Source organism: uncultured Erythrobacter sp. (assembly GCF_947492365.1).
Taxonomy (GTDB): Bacteria; Pseudomonadota; Alphaproteobacteria; order Sphingomonadales; family Sphingomonadaceae; genus Erythrobacter.
On sequence record NZ_CANLMB010000001.1, the window covers coordinates 1,006,562 to 1,021,216 of the forward strand.

The following is a 14,655-nucleotide window of genomic DNA, read 5'->3' on the forward strand; positions in this document are numbered from 1 at the left end:
GTTAGCCCAAGGCTGCAGTAGCGACAATCCTCGCAGCGATGGCCGCGGTGATGGAGAGCGCTGCAAAACCGGCAATCGCGACAATCGGGCTGACGGATTGGCGAGCGGCGAGTTTTGTCAGGGCCAAGCCCTCGACTTCGTCAGAGCTCCAGCCAAACTCCTCCGGCTCGCGCTCGAAGAACCGCCACGCCGCGGCAAGGACCAATGCGACCACAATCGCAAAGAATATCCAGCCATAGAAGATGTGATCGAAACCCGCGGCGAATTCTAGGCCCTGGCTCTGCGCGATATAGATCGTGCCCCACGCGCGAACGCCGTTGGCAATGATCGGGACGATGATGGAGAGCGCCATGAAACAGGCGCGCCTGCTCCAGCTTTCGAAGCGGGTGAAACAGACCAGAACAGCGAGCGTAATCATTGCGACAAGGAACTTCACGCCCGAACAGGCCTCAGCCACAATGAACAGGCCAACCGGTGTGTCGATATAGATCCCGTCGACCACGGCAGGAATGCCGCTCCACAGAGTCAAAGCGACCGCAATATCGGCGGTTATAGCCTGCAACTGCGGAATGATCTCATCGCCCATCGGCACGAGGAACACGCCGAACGCAATGGGCAGTGCCAACACAAGGCTCGCGCGGAGGCCCAGCGCAGTCACAACCACGCCCTGCAGAGCGCCCACCGCCCCTGCATGAGCGATAAGGTTTATGTCGCTCGCCCGCCCCGCGACCCATAGCGCCAGCCCAGCGGCAACCAGCGCGAGCCCCGGAAGCCACGCGCGCGGAGTGATCTTGGCCAATTCACCGATCTTCATGCTGACCAGCCATCCGATGATGAGCGGAACCAGCAGGATATGGGTGTAGGTGTCGATGTCCCACCATTGGTGGAACATCTCGCCCCATTCGCGCGCCGCAATCGCCATCACAGCAACGGCGCCGATCACAAGCGTCGCCAGCGTCATGCGCCAAGCTTCGGGCAACAGGGCAGCGAGGCTCTGCGAGGGTGAATTCTGGCTCGTGGAATCAAGCGACATTCTGAGCCTCCCACGCTTCGGCATCGAGCAAGGAATCCAGCGGCGAAAGCATCGCGTCCCAATCATGATGATCGAGCACAAATTGCCGCGCCCGGCTACCCAGATCGAACATCGCATCCTTGTCTTGCAGCAGTCCCGCAGCGCGTTCTGCCATAAGCTGCGCATCGTTCTCGCAGAGCAGCCAGTCTTCACCATCTTTCGCGTTGATGCCGGTCGCGGCTTGCGGTGAGAGTATTACAGGGCGTGCCATCGCCATCGCTTCGAGCACTTTGTTTTGCACTCCCCGCGCAATCTGCAGGGGAGCGAGGACAGCGCTTGCTCCAGCAATGAAAGGCCGCACATCGGCGACTTCGCCCCATACCTTCACTCCGTTGGTGCCGTCGCAGGCGAGCAAGGACTTGGTCGGGTTCCTGCCAACAATATGGAACCTTGCTTGCGGCTCAAGCTGTCGCATGCGCGGCATAAACTCGCGCGCTACCCACAGGGCCGCCTCTTCGTTGGGCGAGTAGTCCATCTGGCCGGTAAAAACGAAGTGCGGACCAGTTGTTGGCGTAAGTTCCGTGTGTGGCTGCGACTTCGCCGGGTCGAAGAAGGCAGCGTCAATCCCGTTGCCGATCACCTGCACATTTACGAGTGCGGGTGCACTCAGACGTGAGCGGAACAAGGCCGCTTCATTTTCGCTGATGAGCACAGTGGCATCTGCGCGGCGAGCAAGCCGTTCTTCTTCTTGCGCGAGCAACCGCCCTTCGCGCGCATTGATCCAAGCGCGTTGTCCGGCAGCGGCATAGTTTTCAAACTTTGCGCTATCGACATCGCACAGATCGATCACCACTCGCCCGTCAAAATGGTCAGGCACATATTGGCCCATCTGACCGGAGAAGATGACAATCGTTGTGACGTTGTGCGCAGCAATCGTTTCGCGCACCCAGCTCCTTAGCCGCGGGCTATCAAAGGCGGTGAGGCTTACCGGCCTCTGCTTCAACAGCGCCTCAACACCGGCAAGCGCCAGAGGTTTGTTCCGGTCAGCAATGCAATGTGTGGCCGTAATCGCGTCGAGCTCTTCCTTGCCCGCGCGATCCTCTTCACTTTCGGCAACGCAGCCTGCGTGAACCGGCGCAATTCTGGCGAGCTTCTTCAGCAAATGATGCGCACGAATTTTGTCCCCGCGATTGGGGGGAAACGGGACCCTGTGTGCCAGAAAGAGGATGTCTCCCAACGCTGCCTCCTCAGCCGAGATCGCGCGCGATCGCAGGCCCGATCAGATTGGCAATGGGAAGCGGAAGCTTTTTCCAGAGCGCGATCTTGCGGGCATAGGCGGCGCTGGTGGGATCAACGTCGCGCGGCTCGGCGTCAGGTGCTGTCCACTCGGCATAAGAGAGTGGCTCGGGTGTGAAACCCCAGTTCTTCTTGAAATTGTATGGCCCGCTGCCTGTCTTGGATCGCCCGAAGTCAAACCGCTTCATTCCGCGGCGGCGAGCGTGGAGCATCAGCTCATAATACATCAGCTCGTTCGCCCGCGCCCCGCGCGCCGCAAAAGTGCCCCCGCCCCAGAACGGCAATACCGCGCCGTTGTGGTAAAATGACAGCACGCTCGCAAGCGGCTTTCCGTAGCGCGAGACTGTGAGAATATCGCTGCTATCGGGGAAAGCTTCGAGCATCGCGGTGAAAAGCGACTTCGGGAACACCGGCGTGCCGAGATTGCGAACGCTTTCGCTATACGCAGCGTAATGCGCAGCGATGTCGCTGTCCGACCGTCCAACGCGAACGTCGAGACCGTTCTTGAGCCCCTTGCGCACTTCGGCGCGGGCTTTGCGCGGGATTGCGAGCAATTCTGCCTCATCGTCCATCGCAAGATCGCGGACAAAGCCGCAATGTTTGTCATCCCATCGGCGCCAGTCCATCGGCATGTACCCGCCGCGCAGCTCGATATGGGTGAATTTTCCATATCCCGCCTGTTCAGCGGCGCATTCAGCCAGGACTTCGGCCGCCTCGACATTGTCAGCCACAATGCCGCCTCCGACGCCAAAGCCGCTTGAGATCATCACTTTGCCGAAAAGGCCGGAGCGCAATTCGGTTAGCGGCAACCATCCTGTGATCGCACCCATCTGTTCAGCGTATAGCCCGCTCGCTCGGTGGCCGGTCGCGGTCTCAACCGCTTTCAGCCAAGCGGGCAAATGAAACAGGCTTGCCTTGCTCTCGCACACATAGGCTTCAATCCGCGCGCAGGTTTCGGCGTCGGAAAGATCCGCCACTTTGACAGCGCGGGACATATCAATCGGAGCGTTCACGCGGCTTCGTCCTGCGAGGGAGTGATCTGGCAAAGTTCTACCGCACGCAGCGCTTCCCGATGGGCGATCTGGTCCATCCGGCCCCAGCGGAATTCGTGCACAAGATCGTGGAGTTTGCCCGCCATTTTTTCTAGGCCAGTATAATGCCGGAATTTCGAGCGCAGCGGCGCATTGGCGACACGTGGCTGGCCGGGATCGACCTCCCACGGATGGAAGTAGAAGACAGCGGGACGCCCTTCGTCGCGGTTAACCTGACGGATCGCCCAGCGCGAGAATGCATAAGGCAAGACGCGAAAGAAGCCCCCACCACCGGCGGCCACGCGGCGACCGCCAAGCAAGGCAGTCGTCACCGGAATTTCAACCAGTTGCGAGCCAGAAATTGGGCGAAAGGCAAAGCGCGGCGCGTCAGGCCAGCCATAATGGTCATGCGCAACCGGAGCGACGCTGGAGGAATAGGCATATTCTCCCGCAGCCAGCTCCTCGAATGCCCACGGGGTGCGTTGGTCGATGGAAAAGCTCGGCGCGCGATATCCGGTTACGCGCTGTCCGGTGCAGTCTTCGAGGATTTTGCGCGCGCGCTTGATGTCTGCAGCGAAGCTCTTGCGGTCAAAAGTGAAGACGCGGGCATGGTCATAGCCGTGGCTGGCGACTTCGTGCCCGGCTTCGGCGATACGGCGGATCAATGCAGGATGGCGCTCAGCCACCCAGCCCAAAGTGAAGAAGGTGCCACTGACACCAGCTTCAGCGAACAGGTCGAGGATGCGCGAAACATTGTCTTCCACGCGCGTGGCAATGGAGTCCCAGTCGCCGCGCTCGATCACATTCTCGAACGCACCGACCTGAAACCAGTCCTCGACATCGACCGACAGGCCGTTGACGACGCGTGTATCAGTATTGGGAAAGGGGCTCTGTGCATTCATGCTCAGGCCGCCTCGCGCGAATTGTCGTCCTCAAGCCATTCGATCAGCATGGTCAGCACGTGGCGGAAGCTGCGCTCTTGCTCTTCGAGCCGCGATTCGATCCGGCCGAGCGCTTCACCAAGCTCGTCTTCACCAGCGCCATAACGGTCTTCGGCAACGGGTTCGCAGCCTGCAGCTTGCAGTTCGCTGATGGCGGCTTGCAGCTCGGCCGTGCGTTCATCTCGTTCGGCCAGCAAAGCGGCTACTTCAGTAGCGGGAACACTGCCGATGTCTCGTTCGGTTGCGGCCACTGCGACAGCTGCGGGCGCTTCGGGTTCGATGCTCAGCGCGCCTGCTTCCTCACGCGAGCCACGCGACTGGTCGGCGCTCATCTCTGCCATCACGACGTCGAGCATCGCGGTGGTGATCCGGTCCTGCTCTTCGATTGCTCCTAGCAGCATCAGGCGGTTCATTACCTGGTTTACCCGGCGCGGAATACCGCCCGTCGCGGTGTAGAGCGCGGGCAGCAACCCTTCTTCAAAGATTGGGCGACCGTCCCAGCCTACATGACCAAGCCGGTGGTTGATGTAGTCCTCAACTTCGTCCTCATCGAGCGCCTCGAGATGATGCGATGCAATGATCCGCTGACGCAGCTGATCGAGGTCAGGATGATGCGCGAGCGTGCGGCGAAACTCAGGCTGGCCGAGCAACAGGCTCTGCAGGAGCGGGTGCGATCCGAGCTGGAAGTTAGACAGCATCCGCAGCTCTTCAAGCGCGGTGAATTCAAGGTTTTGGCACTCGTCGACCACCAGCAGGCAGCGGCGCCCTTCGCGTGCTTCTTCCTGAAGGAAACGCTCGATAGCGCCCAGTGCGGTTGCCTTATCTTTGCCTTCGATCTCGATGCCAAAGCTTTGCGCGACCACATGGATCAGCTCTTCACCGTCGAGCGCCGAGGTAACGACCTGCGCAACCGTCAGCTCCTCTGGATTGATCCGCTGCATCAGATGCGCAACCAGCGTGGACTTACCCGCACCAACTTCGCCGGTGATGACGATGAAGCCCTCACCCTGATTTAGGCCGTATCCAAGATAGCTCATCGCCTTCTTGTGACTGCCACTTTCAAAGTAGAAATCGGGATCGGGCGTCAGCTGGAATGGTCGTCCGCTCAAGCCATAATATTGATCGTACATATCGTCCTCGTCCCCCCAGGGATCAAAAATCGTAGCGCAGGCCAAGCAGCGCGGTTGCGGTTGCGAAATCTTCAGCGGAAAAATCGCTTTCGAAGTAATCAACCGCCAGAGCTGCACGGGCCGAGAGTTTGTCGGTGATCGAACGGCTGTAAGCCGCCGACGCACCAAATGCGGTAAGGTCACCATCGGTGTTGCCCGCATCGAACCAGTTAACATAGGCGTTGGTTTGCAACTGGGCGCTGCGGCCCAGCTGGCGGCTTAGCGACCCGGTGATGTAATAGCTTTCATCAGTCACACCGTCGGCGGCTTCGAGCGCGCTTCCGGCTGCGGCGATAAAGGTACGGCGGTCATATCCAGCCCCAATCGCTGCATTCAGGCGGCCAATGCGGCGCTGGTAGCTTGCATTCACACCGCGACCGCGGAAAGCAGCTGATCGAACCGAGCCAAGCGAGCTGATAAGTCCGCTGCCTTCGCCGCCCGAAACCAGACCGCTAAAGTCGCCTGACACCGGATTGCGCGAAGCGACGAAGTCGCTCGAAAGGCTCGCCAGCGAGTTGTTGAGCGCGCCGCCAAGACCCGAGATGCTGTCATAAGCTGAGATGTTCAGCGCGCTGCGAGCGTCAGGCACATAGGTAAAGCTGCCGTAATAGGTCGTCGAATCGTAGCGCTCGCCAATACTCGCCTGAAGCGACGTGCGCGAGCTAGGCCGCCAAAGCACGCCAACATCCCACAGCAATCCATCGACATCGAATGCGATGAGGCGGTCCGACGCGCTGTCCGTAACAAGACGGCCATCTGCGCCAATCACCGGATCGCCATTGACATCGCGCAAGGCATCACGGCTCGACACTTCAACATCTTCATAACCGACACCGCCGACAACCGCGAAAGAGGGGCTTAGAGGCACGGTTACATCGCCGCGCACGTAAGTGTCGCGCACGCGTTGATCGAGGTTGGAGATATCTTCCTGATAAGCGCCCGCAGTCACCGCAAGGCCCACTGGAAGAATATCGCCGGGACGTGTCCCTGCGCGCACCTGTCCGGAATAGGTCACGCTGTCATCGAACACGTCAACAGGATCACCATTGGCGTCGATCACGGCGTCACTCGCCTCAAACCGGTTATAGCCGACCCGCGCGTTGGCGGTGACTTCGACCGCCCCGACATTGGTTGCCAAGGTTGGTCCGGCGTAGAACGCATAAGTCTGGCTGGTCGCATCTGCGCTGACCAGCGGGTTGGGAGAGACCCCTCCACCCCCGTCAACGCGTGCGCGGCTTGCCAGCGCGCCTGCTTCCAGATTGAGCGTTTGGGGGATCACTGAGACATAACCGCGCGCGATGCCGCTCACGGTATCGGTATCGACGGCGTCACCAAAACCAATGTTGCGCTCATAACGGACCGAGACCGAGGCCCCGCTATTGCGACCTTGAGCATTCACATCGACGCCTGCTGCAACTTGAGTAAAGGTCAAAACCTCGTCCCCGGGGGTCAGCTCGGCAGAGAGCACTTGGCTCACCTCGATATAGGGTCCAACCGTGATCCTGCGATCATCGCCTTGCTCTTGCGCATTGGCAGGCGTCGCAACTGCGAAGGCTGCGGAGCCGAAAATCAGCGTCTTCGTATGGAAGCGCATGGTCATTCCTCCCTTTCGCCATAGTCGCCAAAACGGCGGCCAGACGGGCTGAATTGCGCTGCGTTAAGCAGCAGTTTGATATCGGGACAGGCTGACAGCAATTGGCGGGCGTCTTCGAGCGCGGCACGGCCAGTTTGATCCGCGCGCACAACCAGTAATGCCTGACCGACATAGGCAGCCAATTCGGCAGCAGGCGATGCGGCCAAGGCAGGCGGCGTATCGAAGATCACGAAACGATTGGGAGCGCTGCGGGTAAGTCTATCGAGCACTTCGGCGGTGCGCGTGCTTGTCAGGTTTTCGGAATCGCGCGACGTGCTGGTGCCCGCCTGCATTATGAAAAGCCCGTCAATATCGGTCGGCGAGACAAGGTCCTCCGGCAGGATTCTGCTGTCGGACAATGCGTCCATCAGGCCTTCCCCGGTCTCGATCCCGAGGCGGCGAGCGACTGAAGGATTGAGCAGATCGGCATCGACCAGCACCACTTCGACATCGCGTTCAGCAGCGAGCGCAATGGCCAGATTGGTCGCACAATAGGTCTTACCCTCGCCCGGATGGGGTGAGCAGACCAGGATGCGGCGTGCGGTCGGATCAGAGCTTGCACGCGCATCGGCTAGCAATTCGCGCTTCACGATCCGGAATTCCTCGAGAAGGCCCGTCACCGGATCCTCGGGAACGATCAGGCCTGCATCGTGGAGCAGTTCTCGGTCAATCTCCAAACGCGGACCGCGAAGTGTAACTGCGGGCTCCGCAGTAGGCTCAGGAGCTGCTTGAGGTGCAACGGGTTTATCGACCTGTTCTGACGCAGCGACACGGCTAGGAGCCACTGAGGCAGGTGCCGATTGCGGCTTCGCCCTTGCGGCGGGCTTGCGCGCTAGCGGTAGATTGCGCGGCACCGATGCGCCGCCCAGCCTGTCGAGCCCGAATGCCTGATCGGCACGCTCGAACAGGGAGCCTGGCTTTGCGCCCTTGCGATTGATTTTGCTTTGCTCGGTCATTGCATCCCCCTCACGCAATCGTTCCGACCGAGACGATCTCGATCGCAAGAAGGATTACCAAGACGCCGAAAAGGCCCGCGCAGCCTCCGACAAATTGCTTGAACCGTTTGCGCCGCAGTTCCTTCGCGGTTTCGGACACGGTAAGAGAGATTGACCCGATCACCGGCAGCCCCATCGACTTTTCGAGCTTCTGTGGAGTCGCGTAGCTAGAACGAAGCTGCGAAAGCACATAAGCAACCCCTGCCCCGGCGGCGATGCCGGCGAACAGCACTCCCAAGAGGAGTAAGGGGCGATTGGGAGCAGCAGGCGATTGTGGGACCACAGGAGGGTCAACCAGATCGAATTTGAACTGGCTCGTCTCGTCGATCACATCGCCGCGCGTGCGCAGTTTCTCACGATCCTCGAGCAGCCGTTCGTAATTGGTCCGCAGCACATCATAGTCACGGCTGATCCGGTTCGCTTCCGCGGCAACCGCAGGTTCGGAGGCCTGACTTGCCGCGAGTGAAGCCAGCATCGACTGGATCGCAGCACGGCGGGCCTGAAGCGATTCCACGCTGGCCTGACGGTCAGCCCGAAGAGCGAGCAGCGATGAATAGGTTGGATTGGGCGTACCCGAGGCCTGACCTGTCCCTTCTGCTGCGACCTGGCGCGCGAGCAGATCTACCTGACGGCGCGTCGATACAACATCGGGGTGCTCATCAGTCAAACCGCGCGAACGCAAGCTTGCGAGCTGTGATTGCGCCTGAAGCAACGCACCGCGCGGACCGACATCGCCAGAACCGCCGGCAACTGTACGAGGCGTGTTGGCGAGCTGGCCGTTAAGCGACACCAACGCGCTTTCAGCGGCAGCAAGATCGGCTTCAATGTCGCGCAGTTCGGTGCGAGCGTTTTGCACACGTGTCGTAAGCGCCGCGGGACCGCCGATCAGATCGGGATATTGTGCTTCAAACGCCAGGCGGCGCTCTTCAGCGGATTCGAGTTCGAGTTTGCGTTCATCAAGTTGTTCGTTGAGATCGGCGATCGCGCTGCTGATCTCTGCTCGGCCGCCGGAAATGTGCTCTTCGCGGAAGATGTCGAGCAGCTTCTGCACGACATTGCGCGCCAGAACGGCGTTTTCCGGATCGCTCAACCCGCCCACGCCTACTTCGGCCGTGATCGAAAAGAGGTTATCCTCTTCACTTTCGACCCGCACGTTCTCGGCGAGGCGCGCAATCGCGGAATCCATCTCGGACCGGCCGGTGATTTCTTCACCCAGCTTGGTCGAAGTGATGACTTTTTCCAGATTGACCGAACTGAGCAGGGTTTGGCGAACCTTGGTGATTTCTTCTTGTCCGTTGCCCGCAATGCCCAGCTGGTCAGACAGCACATCGTCGGTATCGACATAGATGCGCGCTCTGGATTCGTAGGTGTTGGGGATCATGGCAACGACCAGCCAACCCAGCAGGCACACGCCCCACGTCACCGCCAGCGCAAGCCAGCGGCGATGCCAGACCGAATAGAGCGCTGTGCGCAGTTCTTCGAAGATCTCGTTCATATGTCAGCCACGCGCCTTAGAAACGGCTCTCCGGAATGATGATTGTGTCGCCCGGGCGCAGCATTACATTGGCGCTGCTGTCACCGCGCTTGAGCAGATCGGAGAGACGCAGGCGATATTCCACCTGCTCTCCGGTTGTGCGGTTGATGCGCAGCAATTTTGCGCGGTTGCCCGCAGCAAATTCGCCCAGTCCGCCCACCGCGATCATCGCGTCGAGCACAGTCATGTTCGCACGGTAAGGCAAGCTTGCGGGCTGCTCGGTCGAGCCAACCACCCGGATTTGCTGGTCGAATGTAGAATTGAACTCGCTCACGATCACCGAGACAATAGGCTGCTCGATGTAACGAACCAGTTCGTCGTGAATATCGTTCTGCAGCTGGGTCGCGGTCTTGCCGACAGCGGGCATGTCACGCACCAGCGGAATGGTGATCCGTCCATCGGGGCGGACCTGGATGTTCTCAGCGCTCAATTCAGGATTGCGCCAGACATGGATGGTCAGCTGATCGAGCGGGCCAATGATGTACTCCTCGCTCGGCGCGTTCTGTTCGCCCGCATAGCTTGCAGAAGGCAGTTCAGCACCGCTACCCGCACAGGAGGCTAGAGTGACGCTTGCAAAAGCAATTCCCGTAAGCCGGGCGAGTGACAGCGAGTTAAACATCGATACGTATCCTTGGTCAGGTGAACGGACCAGGATGGACGCGCAGGAGCTACCTGCACAAACCGGGTCCGTGAATGACCCGCAGTTTCTCGCTGATAATGGTGAACATAATGTTAGTGATACCGACTCGAATGCAGCCCTATCCCGTTTCGGGACAGTGTCTTACCAAAGCCTAAACAAGCAGCTCAGTAGCTGCCCCGTGCCCCAGAAACGCCGACGGGGATGCGGTGGCGCCATAGGCACCCGCGCAGAACACCGCGACGATATCGCCAACATCGGCAGCTGGTAGCAGAGCCGCATCAGCAAGCCGGTCTAACGGCGTGCAAAGGCAGCCCACAACGTTAACCACATCCTGTGCTTCGCCTGAGTAGTTGGACGCGATCGCGACTGGATAATTACGCCTGACGACGGTTCCGAAATTGCCCGATGCAGCGAGCTGGTGGTGAAGGCCCCCATCAGTGACGAGATATGTGGTGCCATGGCTCACCTTCTTGTCGATCACGCGGCAAAGATAGACCCCTGCCTCACCAACCAGATACCGGCCGAGTTCTACGCATAATTGCGTATCATCGAAGCTGTCCGGGAGATTATCGACCATGCGCTCAAGCGCACTGCCCACGGCGCCCAAATCCAACGGCTCGTCGCCCGGAAAATAGGGAATGCCAAAACCGCCTCCCATATTGAGCTTGGGCAGCGGCTCTCCAATATCGCCGGACAGTTTCTCAGCCAGTTTCAGCACGTTGCTCTGCGTTTCCGAGATGGCTTCGGCACTCAGAGCCTGGCTACCTGTGAAGATATGAAGGCCGCGCCAATCAGCTCCTTCATTGATGATCGAGCGCGCCAATGCGGGCACACGTTCGGCGTCGACGCCAAAAGGTTTTGCACCTCCGCCCATCTTCATCCCCGAGCCTTTAAGCTCGAAATCAGGGTTAACCCGTATCGCAATGCGCGGCGTCTTACCGATCCGCTGTCCAATATGGAGCGAGCGCGCCGCTTCTCCTTCGGATTCGCAGTTGAGCGTGACGCCCGCAGAAATCGCGGCTTCCAATTCTTCATCGCGCTTACCCGGCCCCGCAAAACTCACCCGAGTCGGATCAATTCTTTGCGCTTGCACCATCGCCAGTTCGCCCGAGGAGGCGATGTCAAACCCGTCCACCAGCGGCTCCATATGCGCGATCACATCAGGGTGCGGGTTGGCTTTGACCGCGTAATTGATCCCGACACGCTTAGGCAGAGCGGCGCGCAATTCGGCCATGCGTCGATCCAGATGCGTACGCGAATAGACGAACAGCGGCGTGCTTCGAGCAGATGCGACCAGATCGCTTGCGGTCCGCCCCCCAATCGCTAGCTCACCGTCGAGCGCATCGTAACCTGCGGGAATGGGGCCAAGTGCCTTGGTCTTCATTCTGAACCCTCCCCTGTCAGCTCGCGATAAAGCGCCGTGCGATCGATCTTGCCATTGGGGTTGAGCGGCAACTTCTCGCGCCAGTGGATCATCTGTGGCTGCATGAAATTGGGCAGCTCCTTCAGCAAAACCTTGGGCAATTGCGCCTGCTCATTACCGTCCATAGTCCCGCGTACCACCAGATGCACTGCATGGCCGAGCCGTTCGTCGGGAATGCCAAGCGCAACAGCTTCGGCCACCATGTCGGTTGCGATGGCCGCTTCCTCGATTTCCTGCGGACTAATGCGATTGCCCGCGCTCTTTATCATCGCATCGCGGCGGCCGACGAAATAGAGCAAGCCATTCTCTGCACGTTTCACTCGGTCGCCCGACCAGACAGCAACACCTGCGTAGGTCGATTGCGAAGGTGCCTGCTTGAAACGCTCAGCCGTCCGCTCTGGATCTTGCCAATATCCTTGCGCAACCAGAGGGCCGCAATGGACTAGCTCGCCTTCTTCGTCTGGCGCAGCGACTTCGCCCTCATCATTGATGACCAAAATCTCCGCAAAGGGAATTGCGGTGCCCATCGAGGTTGGGTGCTCGTCTACCAGCGAGGGATCGAGATAGGTCGAGCGGAACGCTTCGGTGAGACCATACATCGGGTATAGGTCTGCCTCAGTAAAGGTCCGCTGCAAATCGCTCACGAGGTCGGTAGTCAGAGCGCCTCCGCTGTTGGTCAGGCGGCGGAGCGGACCGCTGGCTTCGGCGGGCCAGTCTAGCTCGGTCAATTGCACCCATAGCGGCGGGACTGCAGCCAATGTCGTCACCGAATGCTTAGCGCAAGCCTTGGCCACATCGCGCGGAAACAGGAAATCCAGCGGGACAACCGAGCCGCCCGCATACCACGTTGAAAGCAGCTGGTTCTGACCGTAGTCGAACGACAATGGCAGCACCGCAAGCGTCACATCATCGCTCGCCAGTTTGACGTAATGCGCCACGCTCACTGCGCCGAGCCACAGATTGGCATGGCTCAACATCACGCCCTTTGGTCTGCCGGTTGATCCGCTCGTGTAGAGAATGGCGGTCAGATCATCAGGGGCGGCGCTGGAGGGGCCATGCGGGATCTCAGCTGAATATGCCGCGCTTAGCGCGTCCTTCTCGCTCCAGATCGCGCAATCGCCACGGACATCGCCTTCTTCCAGCGTCTTGAGCCGTGAGGGCGTTCCGATCAGCATCACCGCCCCGCTATCGGCCAGAATATGCGCAACCTGCGCGCGTTTGAGCAGCGGATTGATCGGCACATGGACGAGTCCCGCTCGCGCCGCAGCCAATGGCATCAGGCAAGTGAGCTCGCCCTTGGCCGCCCATGTCGCAACCCTTGAGCCCTTTGCAGACACTTCGCTCGCGAGCCAACCGGCGAGCCAATCGACACAGCTCTTTAACCCATCGTGGTTAAGCACGCGGTCACGAAGCACCAGCGCCGGTGCCTCGCCATACCCCCGCGCACTCGCCAATTCGGCGAGATGGTCAAGCGGGTAAGGCGTCAGATCGGGGCTATCGGGCATCAGGTTCCTGAAAGGGTTTTGGGGTCAAGTGATCGAAGCGCGGTATCATGACAGGGTTAACGTCTTGCAAGACCTCTTTGCAAAGGGCGCGCCTGCGGTATCCCCGTTTGATCGGGCCGAATGGTATGCGCTGCTTGCCGAAACAGGTCTGACGCCGCTGATTGCGATCGCTAGCGATGCGGATCACAGCGCCGCACTTGCACTGATTGAAGATGCAGCTCGCATCACTCCGTTGCGCAATTGGTATAGCTTTACATGGCGCCAGTTGGCTCCAGCAGGAAAGCAAGGCGACCGGTTATTGATCGAGATAGCACGGCAGCTCAAATCCCGCGGGCACCGCGTCACGCTCGAACCCGTGCCCGACGAAGACGGATCGGCCACCCGGCTCGCGCAGGCTTTTGCGCAGGCGGGTTGGAGGGTTGAAGTCACCAGCTGCGATGTCAATCATGTCCTCCATCTCAGCGGCAAGAGCTTCGCCGAGTATTGGGCCGAACGCCCTGGCCCTTTGCGCACGACCTTCAAACGCAAGGCCAAACATGTCGAGTGCAAGGTTCTAACCCACTTCGATGAAGCGTTGTGGGACGACTATGAGGCGATTTACGCCGACAGCTGGAAGCCCGAAGAAGACCACCCTGCCATGCTGCGCCAGTTCGCACGCGAAGAAGGTGCAGCGGGACGGTTGCGGTTTGGCATGGCGTGGCACGATGGCAAGCCGGTCGCGGCGCAATGCTGGACCGTAGAAGCAGGAACCGCCTTCATTCACAAACTCGCCTATCTCGAAAGCGCAAAGAAGCTGTCCGCCGGAACCACTCTTTCGGCTGCTTTATTCGCACATGTCATAGACACCGACCGCGTGAATGAAGTCGACTTCGGCACCGGCGATCAAAGCTATAAGAGCGACTGGATGAACGCGGTGCGCCCGCGTTACCGGATCGATTGTCTGAACCTTGCTGCACCCAAAGCTTGGATCGATCTTGCACGCCTGACACTTGGCCGATTGCGGTCTGATGATGTCCCCGAACTTGCGCCGCTCCCCCCGCGACGGTAAGGGCGCCGGTCTAACCGGATCGCAACAGCGCTGCACGAAGAGCGGCGGACATGAAGGATCGAAGTGAGATGAGCACCAACCCAGCCACTGGTGACCTGTCTGAAAGCACTGAAGCTCGCGAAGAAGCTTCGGGCTTGCCGATGAGCCGCATGGCGCTCGATAGAGAGCTCAAATCGATCATCAGCGATGTGCTCGGCATTGACGAGGAGCAGGCGGGCGAGTTGACCGATGAGAGCGGTTTGTTCGGCCATCTGCCTGAACTCGATTCGATGGCCGTCGCTGGCTTGCTCACCGAAATGGAAGACCGGCTCGACATCGTGATCGAAGATGACGATGTCGATGGCGAGATGCTCGAAACCTATGGCGGCTTGCTCGCCTTTGCAGAAGGCAAGCTGGCCGAGGGCTGATCCGGCCCGCGCTCGCGCCCC

General features: G+C 59.8%; 13 protein-coding genes. 2 read left to right on the forward strand and 11 right to left on the reverse strand.

Annotation, left to right across the window (positions count from 1 at the left end; all coding sequences use genetic code 11):
• Position 1: 1 nt before the first annotated feature.
• The 11 genes from xrtA to Q0887_RS04955 form a co-directional block, all read right to left on the reverse strand.
• Positions 2-1,033 (reverse strand): exosortase A, encoded by a 1,032-nt coding sequence (gene xrtA / locus Q0887_RS04905; RefSeq protein ID WP_299192815.1) that lies wholly within the window; start codon positions 1,031-1,033, stop codon positions 2-4.
• Entirely contained in the window at positions 1,023-2,249 is a 1,227-nt protein-coding gene (locus Q0887_RS04910) for a TIGR03087 family PEP-CTERM/XrtA system glycosyltransferase (RefSeq protein ID WP_299192817.1), read from the reverse strand. The genes xrtA and Q0887_RS04910 overlap by 11 nt, the downstream gene beginning before the upstream one ends.
• A 10-nt stretch (positions 2,250-2,259) precedes the next feature.
• Entirely contained in the window at positions 2,260-3,321 is a 1,062-nt protein-coding gene (locus Q0887_RS04915; RefSeq protein ID WP_299192819.1) for a FemAB family XrtA/PEP-CTERM system-associated protein, read from the reverse strand.
• Positions 3,318-4,241, reverse strand: a complete 924-nt coding sequence (locus tag Q0887_RS04920; protein ID WP_299192821.1) for an XrtA system polysaccharide deacetylase — start codon at positions 4,239-4,241, stop codon at positions 3,318-3,320. Before Q0887_RS04920 ends, Q0887_RS04915 begins: the two co-directional genes overlap by 4 nt.
• Positions 4,242-4,243: 2 nt before the next feature.
• Positions 4,244-5,410 carry an XrtA/PEP-CTERM system-associated ATPase gene (locus Q0887_RS04925; RefSeq protein ID WP_299192823.1) on the reverse strand — a complete coding sequence of 389 codons (1,167 nt, stop codon included), beginning with the start codon at positions 5,408-5,410 and terminating at the stop codon, positions 4,244-4,246.
• Between the two features lie 22 nt (positions 5,411-5,432).
• Positions 5,433-7,043 (reverse strand): preprotein translocase subunit YajC, encoded by a 1,611-nt coding sequence (locus Q0887_RS04930; RefSeq protein WP_299192825.1) that lies wholly within the window; start codon positions 7,041-7,043, stop codon positions 5,433-5,435.
• A gap of 2 nt (positions 7,044-7,045) precedes the next feature.
• Positions 7,046-8,038, reverse strand: coding sequence for a P-loop NTPase (locus tag Q0887_RS04935; protein WP_299192827.1), 993 nt, complete (start codon positions 8,036-8,038; stop codon positions 7,046-7,048).
• A 10-nt stretch (positions 8,039-8,048) separates the two neighbouring features.
• Positions 8,049-9,572 carry an XrtA system polysaccharide chain length determinant gene (locus tag Q0887_RS04940; protein ID WP_299192829.1) on the reverse strand — a complete coding sequence of 508 codons (1,524 nt, stop codon included), beginning with the start codon at positions 9,570-9,572 and terminating at the stop codon, positions 8,049-8,051.
• A gap of 16 nt (positions 9,573-9,588) precedes the next feature.
• Positions 9,589-10,230, reverse strand: a complete 642-nt coding sequence (locus tag Q0887_RS04945) for an XrtA/PEP-CTERM system exopolysaccharide export protein (RefSeq protein WP_299192831.1) — start codon at positions 10,228-10,230, stop codon at positions 9,589-9,591.
• Between the two features lie 172 nt (positions 10,231-10,402).
• Entirely contained in the window at positions 10,403-11,635 is a 1,233-nt protein-coding gene (locus tag Q0887_RS04950) for a pyridoxal-dependent decarboxylase, exosortase A system-associated (protein ID WP_299192832.1), read from the reverse strand.
• Complete coding sequence (locus Q0887_RS04955) at positions 11,632-13,179, reverse strand: acyl-CoA ligase (AMP-forming), exosortase A system-associated (RefSeq protein ID WP_299192834.1); 1,548 nt, start codon at positions 13,177-13,179, stop codon at positions 11,632-11,634. Before Q0887_RS04955 ends, Q0887_RS04950 begins: the two co-directional genes overlap by 4 nt.
• Before the next feature lie 64 nt (positions 13,180-13,243).
• Here Q0887_RS04955 and Q0887_RS04960 point away from each other — a divergent pair, with 64 nt between their 5' ends.
• Positions 13,244-14,227, forward strand: a complete 984-nt coding sequence (locus Q0887_RS04960; protein WP_299192835.1) for a GNAT family N-acetyltransferase — start codon at positions 13,244-13,246, stop codon at positions 14,225-14,227.
• A 140-nt stretch (positions 14,228-14,367) separates the two neighbouring features.
• A complete protein-coding gene (locus tag Q0887_RS04965) occupies positions 14,368-14,634 on the forward strand; it encodes a phosphopantetheine-binding protein (protein WP_299195238.1) in 267 nt (88 codons plus the stop codon).
• The last annotated feature ends 21 nt before the right edge of the window (positions 14,635-14,655 follow it).